The sequence below is a fragment of the Epibacterium sp. MM17-32 genome, assembly GCF_022348205.1.
In the GTDB taxonomy this organism is placed as follows: Bacteria; Pseudomonadota; Alphaproteobacteria; order Rhodobacterales; family Rhodobacteraceae; genus Epibacterium.
The window spans coordinates 67214-84356 of sequence record NZ_JAKRFC010000016.1; the positions used below are offsets into that span (position 1 = coordinate 67214).

At 65.8% G+C, this 17143-nt stretch carries 13 protein-coding genes; all 13 read left to right on the forward strand.

The genetic code is table 11. From position 1 onward, the window contains the following. Positions 1-107: 107 nt before the first annotated feature. On the forward strand, positions 108-1004 hold the full coding sequence (locus MHM88_RS19715; RefSeq protein ID WP_239325218.1) for a carbohydrate ABC transporter permease: 897 nt from the start codon (positions 108-110) through the stop codon (positions 1002-1004). Further along, positions 1004-1882, forward strand: a complete 879-nt coding sequence (locus MHM88_RS19720) for a carbohydrate ABC transporter permease (protein WP_239368463.1) — start codon at positions 1004-1006, stop codon at positions 1880-1882. The genes MHM88_RS19715 and MHM88_RS19720 overlap by 1 nt, the downstream gene beginning before the upstream one ends. 4 nt (positions 1883-1886) lie before the next feature. Further along, positions 1887-3002 (forward strand): ABC transporter ATP-binding protein, encoded by a 1116-nt coding sequence (locus tag MHM88_RS19725; RefSeq protein WP_239368465.1) that lies wholly within the window; start codon positions 1887-1889, stop codon positions 3000-3002. A gap of 105 nt (positions 3003-3107) precedes the next feature. Next, positions 3108-4397, forward strand: coding sequence for an amidohydrolase family protein (locus MHM88_RS19730; RefSeq protein ID WP_239368467.1), 1290 nt, complete (start codon positions 3108-3110; stop codon positions 4395-4397). Positions 4398-4549: 152 nt separating this feature from the next. Beyond that, on the forward strand, positions 4550-5134 hold the full coding sequence (locus MHM88_RS19735) for an ANTAR domain-containing response regulator (protein WP_239368469.1): 585 nt from the start codon (positions 4550-4552) through the stop codon (positions 5132-5134). Then, positions 5131-6300 carry an ABC transporter substrate-binding protein gene (locus MHM88_RS19740; protein WP_239368471.1) on the forward strand — a complete coding sequence of 390 codons (1170 nt, stop codon included), beginning with the start codon at positions 5131-5133 and terminating at the stop codon, positions 6298-6300. Before MHM88_RS19735 ends, MHM88_RS19740 begins: the two co-directional genes overlap by 4 nt. Before the next feature lie 272 nt (positions 6301-6572). Beyond that, positions 6573-7940, forward strand: a complete 1368-nt coding sequence (locus tag MHM88_RS19745; protein WP_239325205.1) for a CmpA/NrtA family ABC transporter substrate-binding protein — start codon at positions 6573-6575, stop codon at positions 7938-7940. A 123-nt stretch (positions 7941-8063) separates the two neighbouring features. Next, positions 8064-9137 carry an ABC transporter permease gene (locus MHM88_RS19750; protein ID WP_239368473.1) on the forward strand — a complete coding sequence of 358 codons (1074 nt, stop codon included), beginning with the start codon at positions 8064-8066 and terminating at the stop codon, positions 9135-9137. A gap of 5 nt (positions 9138-9142) precedes the next feature. Continuing rightward, positions 9143-10825: an ABC transporter ATP-binding protein gene (locus MHM88_RS19755; RefSeq protein WP_239368475.1), complete on the forward strand. Its 1683-nt coding sequence runs from the start codon at positions 9143-9145 to the stop codon at positions 10823-10825. A gap of 4 nt (positions 10826-10829) precedes the next feature. Next, positions 10830-13268, forward strand: a complete 2439-nt coding sequence (gene nirB, locus MHM88_RS19760) for a nitrite reductase large subunit NirB (RefSeq protein ID WP_239368477.1) — start codon at positions 10830-10832, stop codon at positions 13266-13268. Next, positions 13265-13597, forward strand: coding sequence for a nitrite reductase small subunit NirD (nirD, locus tag MHM88_RS19765; RefSeq protein ID WP_239325197.1), 333 nt, complete (start codon positions 13265-13267; stop codon positions 13595-13597). Before nirB ends, nirD begins: the two co-directional genes overlap by 4 nt. Continuing rightward, positions 13594-16245, forward strand: coding sequence for a nitrate reductase (locus tag MHM88_RS19770; protein WP_239368479.1), 2652 nt, complete (start codon positions 13594-13596; stop codon positions 16243-16245). The genes nirD and MHM88_RS19770 overlap by 4 nt, the downstream gene beginning before the upstream one ends. Beyond that, positions 16242-17141, forward strand: coding sequence for a uroporphyrinogen-III C-methyltransferase (gene cobA / locus MHM88_RS19775; RefSeq protein WP_239368481.1), 900 nt, complete (start codon positions 16242-16244; stop codon positions 17139-17141). Before MHM88_RS19770 ends, cobA begins: the two co-directional genes overlap by 4 nt. The last annotated feature ends 2 nt before the right edge of the window (positions 17142-17143 follow it).

The window sequence follows — 17143 nt, forward strand, 5'->3', positions numbered from 1 at the left end:
CCCCCGGAGGCGGTTCCTGACCGCCACCCCATGCGGCTGGCCGGGATTTGCCCTCGGCCGGTCGCCCCTGTTCCCGAACACAGCCCCCAGCCAACAGAGGAGCGGAGATGCCCGCCCGAACACCTGCACCCGACCTGCGCAGCCGGCTTCAGGCCTGGATTCCAAAACTGGTGCTGTCACCGACCATCGCGATGATGCTGGCCTTCGTCTACGGCTTCATCCTCTACACGGTCTATCTGAGCTTCACCAATTCGCGGATGCTGCCGAAATACGACCTGATCGGGCTGGAGAACTATCAAAAGCTCTGGGGGCTGTCGGCCTGGTGGACGGCGGTGGGCAATCTGGCGGTGTTTGCCCTGCTCTACATCAGCCTCTGCATTGCCATCGGCCTGGCGCTGGCGATCTTTCTCGACCAGAAGATCCGCGGCGAGGGCCTGCTGCGGCCGATCTACCTCTACCCGATGGCGCTGAGCTTCATCGTCACCGGCACCGCCTGGAAATGGTTCATGGATCCCGGCATCGGACTGGAGAACACCATGCATCTCTGGGGCTGGGAGAGTTTCGAGTTCGGCTGGATCAAGGATCGCGACATGGCGATCTATACCATCGTGATCGCGGCAGTCTGGCAGACCTCGGGCTTTGTGATGGCGATGTTCCTCGCGGGGCTGCGCGGCATCGACAACGAGATCCTGAAGGCGGCGCAGATCGACGGCGCGTCGAACTGGAACCTCTACCGGCGCATCGTCATCCCGATGCTGCGCCCGGCCTTCCTGTCGGCCTTCGTGATCCTGTCTCACCTCGCGGTGAAATCCTATGACCTGGTGATCGCCCTCACCGGCGGCGGGCCGGGACGCGCCACCGAGCTGCCCGCCACCTTCATGTATTCCTACACCTTCACCCGCAACCAGATGGGCGTCGGCGCCGCCAGCGCGGTTATCATGCTGATGACCATCGCCGCGATCATGACCCCCTATCTCTATGCCGAACTGAAGGAGAAGCGCTGATGTCCCATGTCACCCAGGACAGCGCCCTGCGCACCTCCCGGGCCAGCCGGGTGCTGATCTATCTGGTGCTGTTGCTGTTTGCCCTGTTCTACCTGCTGCCGTTCTTCGTGATGCTGGCCAATTCGCTGAAACCGCTGTCGGAGATCACTGGCGGCAATATGCTGGCGCTGCCACAGGACTGGACCATCGCGCCCTGGCTCACCGCCTGGTCCAGCGCCCAGATCGGCATCGAGCCCACCGGCCTGCGCCCCTATTTCCTCAACTCGATCCTGATGGTGGTTCCGGCGGTGGCGATCTCCACCGTGCTGGGGGCGCTCAACGGTTACGTGCTGACCAAATGGCGGTTTCGCGGCGATACCATCCTGTTCGGGCTGATGCTGTTCTCCTGCTTCATCCCGTTCCAGATCGTGCTGATCCCGATGGCCACGGTGCTGGGCAAGCTGGGGCTGGCGGGATCCATCCCCGGGCTGGTGCTGGTGCATGTGGTCTATGGCGTCGGCTTCACCACGCTCTATTACCGCAACTACTACGCCGCCTTCCCGACCGAACTCATCCGCGCCGCGATGATCGACGGCGCCGGGTTCTTCCGCATCTTCTGGCGCATCCTGCTGCCGGTGTCGGGGCCGATCACCGTGGTTTCGGTGATCTGGCAGTTCACCAATATCTGGAATGATTTCCTGTTCGGCGCGTCCTTCGGCGGCACCGCCCAACCGATGACCGTGGCGCTGAACAACCTGGTGCAATCCTCCACCGGGGTGAAGGAATACAACGTCCATTTCGCCGGCGCCATCCTCGCCGCGCTTCCCACTCTTCTGGTCTATGTCGTCGCCGGGCGCTTTTTTGTGCGCGGCTTGATGGCGGGCTCCGTGAAAGGCTGAATTCATGGGTTTTCTCGAAATCTCCAATGTCACCAAATCCTATGGCAGCACCGAGGTGCTGCACCGCGTCGACATCGCGGTTGAAGAAGGCGAATTCCTCGTCCTGGTCGGCCCCTCCGGCTGTGGCAAATCCACCCTGCTCAACATGATCGCCGGGCTGGAGGAGATTTCCAGCGGCGACATCTCGATCAACGGGCGGGTGATGAACGGGGTGCATCCCGCACAGCGCAACATCGCCATGGTGTTCCAGAGCTACGCGCTCTATCCGAACATGACGGTGGGCCAGAACATCACCTTCGGGCTGGAAATGCACGGCGTTCCCCGGGCCGAGCGCGCCGCGGCGCTGGCGGATGTGGCAAAGCTGTTGCAGATCGAAACCCTGCTGGAGCGCAAGCCCGGCCAGCTCTCCGGCGGCCAGCGCCAGCGGGTGGCCATGGGCCGGGCCCTGGTGCGCAACCCGGATGTGTTCCTCTTTGACGAGCCGCTGTCCAACCTCGACGCCAAGCTGCGCGTCGACATGCGCACCGAGATCAAGAAGCTGCACGAAAAGCTGAAGACCACCATGGTCTATGTCACCCATGACCAGATCGAGGCGCTCACCCTCTCCACCCGCATCGCGGTGATGTATGAGGGCCATGTGCAGCAGCTGGGCACCCCGAAGGAGATCTACGACACCCCCGCCAATGTCTTTGTCGCCACCTTCATGGGCAGCCCGGCGATGAACATTCTGCCCGCCCGCGTGGTGGTACGCGATGGCCGCGCAATGGCGCAGGTGACCACCTCCGACGGGGCGCAGACGGAGCTGCCGTTCAGTCAACAAAACCTGACCGCCTGGGAGGGTCGCGAGATCCTGCTGGGCCTGCGCCCCGAGGCGCTGACCGACCCGGACGGGGCGGATCGCAAATCCGCCAATATCGTCCCGCTGCGCAGCCGCATCGAGGTGACCGAGGCCGCCGGTTCCGACACCTTTGTCACCACCACGCTTGGCGGGCGCGATGTGATCGCCCGCCTGCGTGCGGACGCCGAGGCCACGGCCGGAGACATGTTCGACTTTGCCGTGAACATGGAAAAGGCGGTGGCCTTCGATCCCCAAAGCGAAACCCGCATCCCCGGGGCCTGATCCCCTGCCCCGCCGGATTGCGGCAGGCGGGCGGGGCGATTGCGCTTGATCCCCGCCGCGCGGGGCTGTCGAATGGGCGGGCAAACGCCACCGGGAGCCGCTCGCATGAGTTATGATCTGATCGTCACCAACGCCACGCTGCCCGACGGGCGCACGGGCGTCGACATCGCCTGCCACAAGGGCCGCATCGCGGCGGTCGAACCGGGGATCAGCGCCCCCGCAGGCCAGGTCATCGATGCCGGCGGGCTGCTGGTTTCGCCCCCCTTTGTGGATGCGCATTTCCACCTCGACGCCACCCTGTCGCTGGGTCGCCCGCGGATGAACACCTCCGGCACCCTGCTGGAGGGCATCGCGCTCTGGGGCGAGCTGAAACCGCTGCAAAGTGTGGAGGAGATCATCGACCGCGCGCTGCGGTACTGCGATCTCGCGGTCAGCCAGGGCCTGTTGGCCGTGCGCAGCCATGTGGATGTGAGCGACGCCGACCTCAAGACCGTGCAGGCGCTGCTGGAGGTTCGCGACCGGGTCCGCGACTACCTCGACCTGCAACTGGTCGCCTTCCCGCAGGATGGCGTGTTCCGCGCCCCGGGTGCCACCGACACCCTCTTGCGGGCGCTTGATATGGGGGTGGACGTCGTGGGCGGCATCCCGCATTTCGAACGCAGCATGCAGGAGGGTGCGCGCTCGGTCACCTGGCTCTGCGAGGTGGCGGCGGAGCGGGGGCTGCGCGTCGACATGCACTGCGACGAGAGCGACGACCCGATGTCGCGCCATATCGAGACCCTCGCCTTCGAGACCCAGCGGCTCGGCCTCCAGGACCGGGTGGCGGGCTCTCACCTGACCTCGATGCATTCGATGGACAATTACTTTGTGTCCAAGCTGATCCCCCTGATGCAGGAGGCCGGGGTGCAGGCGATCGCCAACCCGCTCATCAACATCATGTTGCAGGGGCGCCATGACAGCTATCCCAAACGGCGCGGGCTCACCCGGGTGCGAGAGCTGCGCGACGCGGGCATCCCGGTGGCCTTTGGCGCCGATTGCGTGATGGATCCGTGGTATTCGCTGGGCGCGGCGGACATGCTCGACGTGGCGGCGATGGGCCTGCATGTGGGGCAGCTGTCGTCGCGGGCGGACATGCGCTGGTGCTTTGATGCGGTGACCGAGATCCCCGCCCGCATCCTCGGGCTGGACGGCTACGGCATCGCGCCCGGCAACCACGCCGACATGGTGCTTTTGCAGGCGAAGGACCCGATCGAGGCGCTGCGGCTGAAACCCACCCGGCTGGCGGTGATCCGCCGCGGCCGGGTGATTTCACGCACCGCGCCGCAGGTGGCGACGCTCGCCCTGCCCGGCCGCCCCGAAACGCTGGACCCATCGAGCTACAGTCCACGACACTGACCTGACCACTCGGCGGCACGACTGCCCCCGCGCCCTGAAAAGAGCGCCACAGGCGGCCCGTTGCACAGAAAACAGGCAAGCGCCTCCCCCACAGCGCCGCAGGTGGCCATGCCGGCTTTACAGGCATGCTGCGGTGCGGCGTATGTGGAGCCATGGCCGAGCCCCTTGCCGTCATACTTGTCGAATCCGACCCGGATCGCGCCGCCCAGGTGAGCGAGAGCCTGCGCGCGGCCGGGGACTATCGCCTGCATGTGATCGCCGATCCGACCCGGCTGGCCCGCCAGATCCGGTCTCTCAACCCCGATGTGGTGCTGATCGACCTCGAAAACCCCTCGCGCGACATGATGGAAGAGCTGACCCTCGCCTCCGGCCCGCTGGAGCGCCCGGTCGCCATGTTCGTCGATCAATCGGGCGAAGGCCTGTCCACTGCGGCGATCGAAGCCGGGGTCTCGGCCTATGTGGTCGACGGCATGCAGCCCGCCCGGCTGAAGCCGATCCTCGATGCCACCATCGCCCGTTTCAACATGGTGCACCGGATGCGCACCGAGCTGGCCGAAACCAAGCGCGCTCTCGAAGAACGCAAGGTCATCGACCGGGCCAAGGGCATGATCATGAAGGCTCGCGGCATCACCGAAGAAGAGGCCTATGCCCTGATGCGCAAGACGGCAATGGACAAGAACAAGCGCATGGCCGACGTGGCCCAGGCGCTGGTCACCGCTGCGGAACTGCTGTCATGAAGCGGGCACAGATCCCCGTGGGCTTCATCCCCCTGGTCGACGCCGCGCCGTTGATCGTCGCCCAGGAAATGGGCTTTGCCGCCGAAGAAGGCCTGGATCTCCTGCTGAAACGGGCGCCGTCGTGGTCCTCCTTGCGTGACATGCTGGCCTTTGGCCAGGTGGACGCCGCCCATATGCTCGCCCCGGTGCCGGTGGCCGCGGCGATGGGGCTGGGCAATACCGGCGGCCCGCTGAGCGTGATGTCCGTCCTCTCGGTCAATGGTACCGTGATCGGCGTCAGCGCCGCGCTTGCCGGCCGGATGCGCGACCAGGGTCACGACTTTGCCTTTGCCGATGCGCGGGCGGCGGGCCATGCCCTGATCGAAGCCGCCCCGGACCGGCTGCGGATCGCGGTGCCCTTCCCCTTCTCCATGCATGCGGAACTGCTCTACTACTGGCTCAGCGCGCTTGGTTTTCCCGCACCGCAGAGCATCGACATCCGCACCGTGCCCCCATCGTTGATGGCCGACGCCCTGCGCGCGGGCGAGGTGGACGCCTTCTGCGTGGGCGAACCCTGGGGCTCGATCGTGGTGGAGCACGGCCTCGGGGCGCTGCTACTGCCCGGCGCGGCGATCTGGTCCTTCGCCCCGGAAAAGGTGCTGGCCGTGCGCACCCCCTGGCTGACGCAGGAGGCCCCGCTGGCGCACCGCCTGATCCGCGCCGTGTGGCGGGCGGGCAAATGGCTCGCCAGCGCCGAAAGCCGCCTTCTGGCCGCCGAACTGCTGGCCCGCGAGCCCTATCTGAGCCTGCCTCCGGAAATCATCGACCGTGCGCTCTCCGGCGGGCTCACCGTGACGCCACAGGGGCTGCAACGCGATGTGCCCGGATTTCTGCGGTTCCACCTCGGAGACGCCAGCTACCCCTGGACCAGCCAGGCCCAATGGATCGCGCATCAACTGGCGATGCGCACCGGCCTGGACCGGGCCGTCGCCCTGCGCGCCGCCGCGCCCGTGTTCCGCGACGATCTCTACCGCGGTGCACTCGGCGACCTCTGCCCGCAGCTCCCCCAGTATCCGCAGCGAGTCGAGGGGCGTGACAGCTCCAATCTCTCCACACGGGCCCATCCGGCCCCGGACAATCGATTCTTCGATGGTCAGATCTTCGACCCGCAGCGGCCCCAGCGATGAAAAAAGCGGCAGATAGGCCGCGCGATGCCGCATCGCAGAAGAATTTCGCACCCCGCGCCAGTTTCGGCTTTGAGGCCACCGCCACCCTCTGACATGCTGAACCCAGGCTCGCAACGACGCCAGCCGCAGAATTTCTCCCAGTGAATGGGACTTTCAAAAGAGCAAAGCCGCTCGACCCGCTCCGCCTCTCCTTCCGGCGGATAAGGTCGGCGGCTTTTTTGGTTTCAGCGCTCTGCTGAACCACCGCATCACACCATGAGGGGACCGAACCGATGAAGAAACTGATGTTGACCCTGGCGGCCACAGCGGCGCTTGTCAGCCCCGCCCATGCAGACATGCTGGAGCTGGAAACAGACGTCCTGACCTTTGGCTTTATCAAATTGACAGACATGGCACCGCTCGCCGTGGCCTATGAACAGGGCTATTTCGACGACGAGGGCCTGTTTGTCACGCTGGAGGCGCAGGCCAACTGGAAAGTGCTGCTGGACGGCGTGATCGACGGCAGCCTCGACGGTGCCCATATGCTGGCCGGCCAACCGCTGGCCGCCACCATCGGCTACGGCACCGAAGCCCATATCGTCACCCCGTTTTCCATGGACCTGAACGGCAATGGCATCACCCTCTCCAACGAGGTCTGGGAGATGATGAAGCCGAACCTGCCGCGGGATGACACCGGCCGGGTGGCCCATCCGATCTCGGCGTCGCACCTCAAACCGGTCATCGAGCGCTTCAGGACCGAGGGCAAGCCCTTCAACATGGGCATGGTCTTTCCGGTCTCCACCCACAACTACGAATTGCGCTACTGGCTGGCCGCCGGCGGGGTGCACCCGGGCTACTACAGTCCTGAAAACGTCACCGGCCAGATCGGCGCCGAGGCCTTCCTGTCGGTGACCCCGCCGCCGCAGATGCCCGCCACGCTGGAGGCCGGCACCATCTCCGGCTATTGCGTCGGCGAGCCCTGGAACCAGCAGGCGGTGTTCAAGGGCATCGGCGTGCCGGTCATCACCGACTACGAGCTGTGGAAGAACAATCCCGAAAAGGTCTTCGGCATCACGGCCGACTTCGCCGAACAGAACCCCAACACCACCCGCGCCGTGGTCAAGGCGCTGATCCGGGCGGCGATCTGGCTCGACGAAAACGACAACGCCAACCGCGCCGAGGCGGTCGAGATCCTCAGCCGCCCGGAATATGTCGGTGCCGATGCCGAGGTGATCGCCAACTCGATGACCGGCACCTTCGAATACGAAAAGGGCGACGTGCGGGATGTTCCTGATTTCAATACATTCTTCCGCCACAACGCGACCTATCCGTTCTACTCGGACGCGGTCTGGTACTTGACCCAGATGCGGCGCTGGGGCCAGATCGCAGACGCCAAGCCCGACAGCTGGTTCGATGAGGTCGCCCGCTCCGTCTACAAGCCCGAGATCTATCTCGAGGCCGCCCGGATGCTGGTCGACGAGGGCAAGGCCGACGCTGCCGACTTTCCCTGGGACAGCGACGGCTACAAGGCCCCCACCCCGGCCACCGACATCATCGACGGCATCCCATTCGATGGCCGCAGCCCCAACGCCTATATCGACAGCTTGCCCATCGGCCTGAAGGGCAGTCAGACCGTCGTCGGCGAGGCCGTCCAGGGCTGATCCGCCCCGACGGGAGGGCGGGCGGGGCGAGGCTCCTTCAGGAGCGAGCGCCGATCCCCTCCCGCACGCCGCATATCTCTTTCTCGCCCGTTCTCGCCAGGACCCCATCCGAAGGATCCCGCCATGACCACCGTCGACCCCGACAGCCTCTCCGCCGAAGCCCGGCGCGCCCGGCGCTTCACACGCATCAACCAACTCGATTCCTGGTTTCAGGTTCTCGGCCTGGCCTGGATCACCCCGCTGCTGAAGCTCGCCGCCGGCGACACCCCCCGCACCCAGGCCCGAGAGCTCTGGCGCCTTCTGGCGGTGCCGCTGCTTGCCATTGTCGGCTTTCTGCTGCTCTGGGGCACGCTTGCCCCACGGGTGCAGACCTCGCTTGGCGCCATCCCCGGCCCGGTGCAGGTCTGGGAGGAAACCCTGACCCTGCATCAGGACGCCCGCGCCAAGGCCGCCAAGGAGGCGCAGTTCCGCGAGCGGGTGGAGCAGCGCAACCAGCGCATGATCGAACAGGGCCGCGCGGATCAGGTCAAACACATCGCCTATACCGGCGCGCCAAGCTACTACGACCAGATCTGGACCTCGATCCAGACCGTGTTCTTCGGCTTCCTGCTGGCCTCCGTGGTGGCGATTCCGCTGGGCATCCTCGCCGGGCTCTCGCCGATGGCCAATGCGGCCATCAACCCGCTGGTGCAGATCTTCAAACCGGTCTCGCCGCTGGCCTGGCTGCCGATCGTCACCATGGTGGTGTCTGCCCTCGCCGCCTCGGGGGACGGGCTCTTTGCAAAGAGCTTTCTGGTCTCCGCGATCACCGTCACGCTGTGCTCGCTCTGGCCAACGCTGATCAATACGGCACTTGGCGTGGCGTCGATCGACAAGGATCTGGTCAATGTCTCCAAGGTCCTGAAAATGAACACCTATACCAAGATCACCAAACTGGTGCTGCCCTCCGCGCTGCCCCTGATCTTTACCGGGTTGCGGCTCTCCCTCGGGGTTGGATGGATGGTGCTGATCGCCGCCGAGATGCTGGCCCAGAACCCCGGTCTCGGCAAATTCGTCTGGGATGAATTCCAGAACGGCTCCAGCCAGTCGCTGGCCCGGATCATCGTCGCGGTGCTGACCATCGGGCTCATCGGCTTCCTCCTCGACCGGGTGATGTTTGCGCTGCAATCCCTGTTCACCTTCTCGAACAACCGGTGAGCGTCATGAGCATTCTCGAATTTTCCGACGTCTCCAGATCCTTTGGCACCGGCACCACCACCACCGATGTGCTGAAGTCCATCAACCTCCGGGTCGAAGAAGGCGAGTTCCTTGTTCTCCTTGGCTTTTCCGGCACCGGCAAGACCACCCTGATCAACCTGATGGCGGGGCTGGAGCGCCCCACCAGCGGGCGCGTGACCTTCAAGGGCCGGGAGATCACCGGACCGGGTCCGGAACGCGGCGTGATCTTTCAAAATTACGCGCTGATGCCCTGGCTCACCGTGGCCGGCAATGTGGGGCTTGCGGTGGATGCGATCTTTCCCGGGCTGGACCGGGCGGCAAAAACCGCCAAGGTCGACCACTACGTGCAGATGGTGGGGCTGTCCCATGCCCGCCACCGCCGCCCGGCCGAATTGTCCGGCGGCATGCGCCAGCGGGTCAATGTCGCCCGCGCCCTGGCGATGGACCCCGAGGTGCTGCTGCTGGACGAACCGCTCTCGGCGCTCGACGCGCTCACCCGTGCCAATCTCGCCGAGGAGATCGAGGCGATCTGGGAGGCCGACAAAAAGACCTGCGTGCTCATCACCAACGACGTGGACGAGGCCATCCTTCTGGCCGACCGCATCATCGCCCTGAACCCCGACGGCACGCTCGGCGAGGAGTTCGCGGTGTCCCTGCCCCGGCCCCGGGATCGCAGCGCGATGAACACCGATGATCGTTTCAAACACCTGCGCGCCGCCGTCACCGGACACCTGATGGATGTGGGGATCAAATCACGGGTCGAGGGCACAAAGCTGCTGCCCGATGTGACGCCGATCCACCAGCTGCCGGTTGCCGTTGCCGAGGCCGGGACCACACTCGCCGAGGAGCGCTATCTCGACTTTTCGCAGCTGCACAAGATCTACCCCACGCCCAAGGGGCCTCTGACCGTGGTCGAGGATTTCGACCTCAAGATCAACAAGGGCGAGTTCATCTCGCTGATCGGCCATTCGGGATGCGGTAAATCCACGGTGCTGACCATGGCCGCCGGTCTCAACCCGATTTCAAAAGGCGCGATCAAACTCGACCGCAAACATGTCGAAGGCGCCGACCCGGAACGCGCGGTGGTGTTCCAGTCGCCGAACCTGTTTCCCTGGCTCTCGGCACGGGAAAACTGCGCCATCGGGGTGGACAAGGTCTATCCCAGGGCCAGCCGGGCGGAACGTCAGGATGTGGTGGACTATTACCTCGAACGGGTCGGCCTCGCCGAGGCGATGGACAAGCCCGCCTGCGAAATGTCCAACGGCATGCAGCAACGGGTCGGCATCGCCCGCGCCTTTGCCCTGTCGCCGAAACTGCTCTTGCTGGACGAACCCTTTGGCATGCTCGACAGCCTCACCCGCTGGGAGCTGCAAGAGGTGCTGATGGAGGTCTGGTCGCGCACCAAGGTGACGGCGATCTGTGTCACCCATGACGTGGACGAGGCGATCCTGCTCGCCGACCGGGTGGTGATGATGACCAACGGACCGCAGGCCACGATCGGCAAGATCACCGATGTGAACCTGCCCCGCCCGCGCACCCGCAAGGCACTGCTCGAACACCCGGATTACTACGCCTACCGCCAGGACGTGCTCGATTTCCTCGAGGAATACGAACACGGCGCCAAACCGAAACCCACAGCAACCGCAAAAAAGATCGCGGCGGAGTGACATCATGACCAAAAAACTCGTCATCATCGGCGCTGGCATGGCCTCGGGCCGGGTCATCGAGCAGCTGCTGGAGACTGCCCCCGACGCCTATGACATCACCCTCGTCAACGCCGAACCCCGCGGCAATTACAACCGTATCATGCTCAGCCCGGTGCTGTCTGGCGACAAGACCTACGCGGAGATCATCACCCATTCCGATGACTGGTACGCCGCCAATGGCGTGCACACCCGGTTTGGACAGAAAATCACCAGGATCGACCGCAGCGCCAAGACCGTGACCTCCGACACGGGCGAGGTTCTGGCCTATGACAAGCTGCTGTTCGCCACCGGCTCCAACCCTTTCATCATCCCGCTTCCGGGTCATGATCTGGAGGGCGTCATCGCCTATCGCGACCTTGAGGACACCCATCGCATGATGGAGATGCAGGCGGGCAACAAGGTGGTGGTGATCGGCGGCGGTCTCCTCGGTCTTGAGGCGGCAGCCGGCATGGCGGCGCGCGGCGCCGATGTCACCGTGGTGCACATCATGGGCCACCTGATGGAGCGCCAGCTGGACGAGGCCGCAGGCTATCTGCTGAAGAAATCGCTGGAGGAAAAGGGCATCACCGTGCGGCTCTCTGCAAACTCAAAGGAGATCGCGGGCACGAATGGCAAGGTACGTGCACTGGTGCTGGATGACGGGACCGAGCTGCCCTGCGATCTGCTGGTGATGGCCGTGGGGATCCGCCCCAATACCGCGCTGGCCGCCGAGGCCGGTCTGGCGGTGGGCAAGGGCATTCATGTGGACGACCAGATGCTGACCTCGGACGCCGATGTGCTGGCCGTGGGCGAATGTGTCGAACATGATGGCGCGATCTTCGGCCTTGTGGCGCCGCTTTATGATCAGGCCAAGGTGGCCGCGCAAACCCTGCTCGGCCAGGACGCGGCGTTCCGGCAGAAATCGCTCTCGACCAAGCTCAAGGTCACCGGCTGCGACCTGTTCAGCGCCGGTGATTTCGCTGCAGGCGACACCCGCGAGGACATCGTGTTTCGCGACCCCGCACGCGGCGTCTACAAGCGGCTGGTGCTGGAGGGCGACCGTCTGGTGGGCGCGGTCATGTATGGCGACACGAGCGACGGCAACTGGTTCTTCGGCCTCATCAAGGATGGCACCGATGTGTCCGAGATGCGAGACACGCTGATCTTTGGCCCCGCCTATCAGGGAGGGGCCGCCGCGGACCCTCTCTCAGCCGTTGCAGCATTGCCGCGTGATGCGGAAATTTGCGGCTGCAACGGCATTTGCAAAGGCACCATCGTCGACGCCATCGAAGGCGGCGCAACCGACCTGCCCGCCCTGAAAGCAACCACCAAGGCCTCGGCCTCCTGCGGCACCTGCACCGGGCTGGTGGAACAGCTGCTGGAGGTGACGCTGGGAGAGGACTACGCCGCGCCACAGGCACAACCGATCTGCGCCTGCACCGACCACACCCACGAGGACGTCCGCCGCCTGATCAAGGCCAAGGCGCTGAAAAGCCAGCCCGCCGTCTGGCAGGAACTGGGCTGGAAGACACCCAACGGCTGCCATGTCTGTCGCCCGGCGGTGAACTTCTACCTGCTCGCCGATTGGCCGGTGGAATATCAGGACGATCCGCAAAGCCGGTTCGTGAACGAGCGCAAACATGCCAACATTCAGAAAGACGGCACATTTTCGGTGGTGCCGCGCATGTGGGGGGGCCTCACCAACCCGCGCGAGCTGCGGGCCATTGCCGATGCGGCCGAGAAATACGACGCCAAGACGGTGAAGGTCACCGGCGGTCAACGGATCGACCTCTTGGGCATCAAGGGTGAGGATCTGCCCGCGATCTGGGCCGATCTGAACAAGGCCGGGCTGGTCTCAGGCCACGCCTATTCCAAGGGGCTCCGGACCGTCAAAACCTGCGTCGGCACCGATCACTGCCGCTTTGGCACCCAGGATTCGACCGGACTGGGCGTCAAGCTGGAGCAGGCCCTCTGGGGATCGTGGACACCGCATAAGGTCAAACTCGCGGTCTCCGGCTGTCCCCGCAACTGCGCCGAGGCCACCTGCAAGGATGTCGGCATCGTCTGCGTCGACAGCGGCTATCAGATCGGCGTCGGCGGCGCCGCGGGCATGGACCTGAAGGAGACCCAGCGGCTGGCGGATGTCGCCACAGAGGAAGAGGCGATGGAAATGACCGTCGCCTTTGTCCAGCTTTATCGCGAACACGCCAAATACCTGGACCGGCCCTATAAATGGCTCGCCAAAGTGGGGCTGGAGTGGGTGCGCGCGCGCATCGTCGACAATGCCGCAGAGCGCCGCGCCCTGGTGGAGCGGTTCGAGCTGTCGCAGAGCATCTATCGCAAAGACCCCTGGGCGGAGCACGCCAAGGAAAAAGCCGAAACCTATCAACCCCTTGCAGACCTGACCCTGGAGGCCGCGGAATGAGCTGGATCGATATTGGCACCCTGGACGACATCCCTCTGCGCGGTGCGCGGGTGGTCAAGACCCCGCTGGGCTGCGTGGCGCTGTTCCGCCCCGCCGAGGACGAAGTCTATGCGCTGTCCGACCGCTGTCCGCACAAGGGCGGGCCGCTGTCGGATGGGATCGTGCACGGCAAACAGGTGACCTGCCCGCTGCACAATTGGGTGTTTTCCCTCGAAACCGGCGCCGCACAGGGCGCGGATCAGGGCCAGGTCGCCACCTACTCCGTGCGGATCGAAGGCGGGCGCCTGCTGATGGATGCCACCGAACTTGGCAAGCGGGACGCCGCATGACATCGCCCGCGCAGGATCAACAGAGCTGGACCCGCTCCACCTGCCCCTATTGCGGCGTTGGATGTGGAGTCCTGATGCGGCGGGGTGGCCCGGACGGGCTGGAGGTCAAGGGAGACCCGGACCACCCCGCCAACCGGGGGCGGCTGTGTTCCAAAGGCGCGGCGCTGGCGGAAACCACCGGGCTGGAGGGCCGCCTGCGCGCGCCCCGCCTTCACGGCGCCGACACCGATTGGGACAGCGCCCTGGATCTGGTCGCCACCCGGTTCCGCGAGACGATTGCCGCCCATGGTCCCGACAGCGTCGCCTTCTACGTCTCCGGCCAGCTGCTGACCGAGGATTACTATGTGGCCAACAAGCTGATGAAGGGCTTCATCGGTTCCGCCAATATCGACACCAATTCGCGGCTCTGCATGGCGTCCTCGGTCGCCGGCCACAAACGCGCCTTTGGCAGCGATACGGTGCCCGGCACCTATGAGGATATTGACGAGGCCGACCTGGTGGTGCTGGTGGGCTCCAACCTGGCATGGTGCCACCCGGTGCTGCACCAGCGACTGCTGGCGGCCCGCGCGGCGCGCGGCACCCGCATCGTGGTCATAGACCCCCGCCACACGGCAAGCTGCGATACCGCCGATCTGCACCTGAAACTCCGCATCGGGTCGGATGTCGCCCTGTTCAACCACCTCTTGTCCCGGATCGCGCAGTCTGCTGCGCTCAATCCTGATTTTCTGCGCAATGTCAATGGATTGGACGAAACCCTCGCCGCGGCGCAGGACGACAATCCGGACGCTACCGGCCTGCCGCCCGAAGAGATCGACCGCTTCTGCCGGATGTGGATCGAGACCCCGCGCGTCGTCACCCTCTACAGCCAGGGCGTCAATCAATCCGCCGCTGGTGCCGACAAGGTGAACGCGATCCTGAATTGCCATCTCGCCACCGGACGCATCGGACGCCCCGGATCCGGCCCCTTCTCCGTCACCGGACAGCCCAACGCCATGGGCGGGCGCGAGGTCGGCGGGCTGGCCAATATGCTTGCCTGTCATCTCGATCTGGACACCCCCGATCACCGGGCCATCGTGCAGGATCACTGGGCCGCACCCACCCTGCCCGCCGCCCCCGGGCTCAAGGCCGTCGACATGTTCGAGGCGATCCATTCCGGGCAGATCAAGGCGCTCTGGATCATTCACACCAACCCGGCTGTCTCGATGCCGGATGCGGATCGGGTTGCACAGGCCATCGCCCGCTGCCCGTTTACCGTCGTCAGCGACATCAGCGCGGAAACCGATACCGCGCGGCTCGCCGACGTATTGCTGCCCGCCGCCGCCTGGGGCGAAAAATCCGGCACCGTTACCAACTCCGACCGCACCATCAGCCGCCAGCGCGCCCTGCGCCCGCCTCCGGGGTCGGCCCGCCCCGACTGGCAGATCCTCTGCGATGTGGGGCGGCGTATGGGCTGGCCGCAGGCCTTCGCCTACGACAGCCCCGCCGCGATTTTCCGAGACTATGCGGCGCTCTCCGGCAAGGCTGCCGCGCTGGGGCGCGACTTCGACATCTCGGCCCTGTCGGCGCTGGAGGATGACGCCTATGACACGCTCCTTCCCGGGCGCTGGCCCCGCAGTGCGGAGCGGTCCGGCGGGCGCTTCTTTGCCGACGGGCGCTTCTACCACGCCGATGGCAAGGCGCAGATGATCCCGGTTCAGCACCGCCCGCCGGTGGCCAAACGCAGCCCGCGCTATCCGTTCCGGCTCAACACCGGGCGCATTCGCGACCAATGGCACACGATGACGCGGACCGGACTGTCCCCACGGCTCTCGGCGCATCTGGCCGAACCCTATGTGGATCTTCACCCCGAGGACGCCGCCCGCTTGGCGATCAAACCGGCGGATCTGGTGCAACTCAGCAGCCCCCACGGCCGCGCCCTCCTGCGGGCGCGCATCACCGATGACGGTCAGCCAGGCACGGTTTTTGCCCCGATCCACTGGACCGCAGAGACAGCCCCCGCCGCGCGGATCGACCATCTCGTGGCTCCGGTGGTGGATCCGGTCTCCGGCCAGCCCGAGAGCAAGGCAAGCGTGGTTGCCGTGTCGCGATTCGAGGCCCGCTGGTACGGGTTTGCCGTCTCTGCCACGCCTCTTGATCGCGACACGCTGGAGATCGCCGACTATTGGGCCCGGGCGCGCACCCCGGGTGGCTGGCGACTGGAACTTGCCGGGCGCCGCGCCATTGCCGATTGGGACGCCACCGCCCGCCGCCTGTTTGACCTGCCACAGGCGGATGTGCAGCTGGTGTCGGATCCGGCGCGCGGTACCACCCGGCTCGCCTACCTGCACGGCGGGTGCGTGCAGGCCGCCCTGTTCGTCGCCCCGCAGCCCGTTGCCGTCATGCGCGATTACCTGACCGGCGTGCCCGGCACCGCAGCCGCCACAGTCCTGACCGGCCGTGCGCCGGTGGACCAGCCTGATCCGGGCCCGATCCTGTGCTCCTGCTTCTCGGTCGGAGTGAACAGCATCCTCACCGCCATCGAAACCGGCGGCCTGATGACGGTCGATGACGTCGGCGCAGCCCTTCAGGCGGGAACCAATTGTGGCTCCTGCAAACCCGAAATCGCCGCGCTTCTGGCGCGTATCCAGGTCCAGGAGGCCGCAGAATGACCGCCCTGCCCGCACAAGCCACCCGCGCCATCGACTGGGGGCTGCGCCTGTGTCGTCAGACCGCCAGCCTGCTCCAGACCCCTCTTACGGTGCGCCCCTCCCGTGACCTGGCCCGGCGCCGGGCACGATCCCATGTCGCCCTGGTGGGCGCGGGACCCGGCGCTGCCGACCTGCTGAGCCTGCGGGCCCTGGCGCGCATTCGCGCCGCCGATGTGCTGCTCTATGATCGGCTGGTCGATCCGGAGGTGATCGCCCTCGCCCGGCGCGGCTGTCGCAGGATCTACGTGGGCAAGGAGGTGGGCGCACATGCCTGGCCACAACACCGGATCGACGCCTGCATCGTTGCCGAAGCCCTGAAGGGCCAGCGCGTGGTGCGGCTCAAATCCGGCGATCCCGGCATTTTTGGACGGCTGACCGAAGAGCTCACCGCCGCCCGGCTGGCCGGCCTGCCGGTGGAGGTCGTGCCCGGTATCACCGCCGCCTGCGCTGCGGCGGCGCATCAGCAGATCAGCCTTACGGAACGCGGCGTGGCGGATACGCTGATCCTGACCACCGGCACCTGCCAGCACGGCAGCGCCCTGCCCGACAGCACCCGTCATGCCGGCCCCGGAACCACATCTGTGTTCTACATGTCGGTGCGACAGGCCAGCCGCGTCCGGGACGGGCTCATCTCCCAGGGTTTGCCGCGCCGGGCGCCGGTTCGGATCGCGGCTGATGTGGCGAAACCCGGCGAACAGCACCTGGCGTGCCGCCTCGACCAGCTGCCGGACACTCTCCGCGCCGCCGCCATCACCGGCTGCGCCCTGATCATCGTGACCTGGCCGAAACCCGCCAGGCAGCCAGACCCGGCCTTGGGACGACGACATCCGGCGCAGGGACAACCGGCGCCGGGGTGACC

Coding starts and splice junctions, on each gene's coding strand:
- MHM88_RS19750 (WP_239368473.1), top strand. CDS start 8,064: ATGACCACCGTCGACCCCGACAGCCTCTCCGCCGAAGCCCGGCGCGCC.
- MHM88_RS19755 (WP_239368475.1), top strand. CDS start 9,143: ATGAGCATTCTCGAATTTTCCGACGTCTCCAGATCCTTTGGCACCGGC.
- MHM88_RS19715 (WP_239325218.1), top strand. CDS start 108: ATGCCCGCCCGAACACCTGCACCCGACCTGCGCAGCCGGCTTCAGGCC.
- nirD (WP_239325197.1), top strand. CDS start 13,265: ATGAGCTGGATCGATATTGGCACCCTGGACGACATCCCTCTGCGCGGT.
- MHM88_RS19730 (WP_239368467.1), top strand. CDS start 3,108: ATGAGTTATGATCTGATCGTCACCAACGCCACGCTGCCCGACGGGCGC.
- nirB (WP_239368477.1), top strand. CDS start 10,830: ATGACCAAAAAACTCGTCATCATCGGCGCTGGCATGGCCTCGGGCCGG.
- MHM88_RS19725 (WP_239368465.1), top strand. CDS start 1,887: ATGGGTTTTCTCGAAATCTCCAATGTCACCAAATCCTATGGCAGCACC.
- MHM88_RS19770 (WP_239368479.1), top strand. CDS start 13,594: ATGACATCGCCCGCGCAGGATCAACAGAGCTGGACCCGCTCCACCTGC.
- MHM88_RS19740 (WP_239368471.1), top strand. CDS start 5,131: ATGAAGCGGGCACAGATCCCCGTGGGCTTCATCCCCCTGGTCGACGCC.
- cobA (WP_239368481.1), top strand. CDS start 16,242: ATGACCGCCCTGCCCGCACAAGCCACCCGCGCCATCGACTGGGGGCTG.
- MHM88_RS19735 (WP_239368469.1), top strand. CDS start 4,550: ATGGCCGAGCCCCTTGCCGTCATACTTGTCGAATCCGACCCGGATCGC.
- MHM88_RS19745 (WP_239325205.1), top strand. CDS start 6,573: ATGAAGAAACTGATGTTGACCCTGGCGGCCACAGCGGCGCTTGTCAGC.
- MHM88_RS19720 (WP_239368463.1), top strand. CDS start 1,004: ATGTCCCATGTCACCCAGGACAGCGCCCTGCGCACCTCCCGGGCCAGC.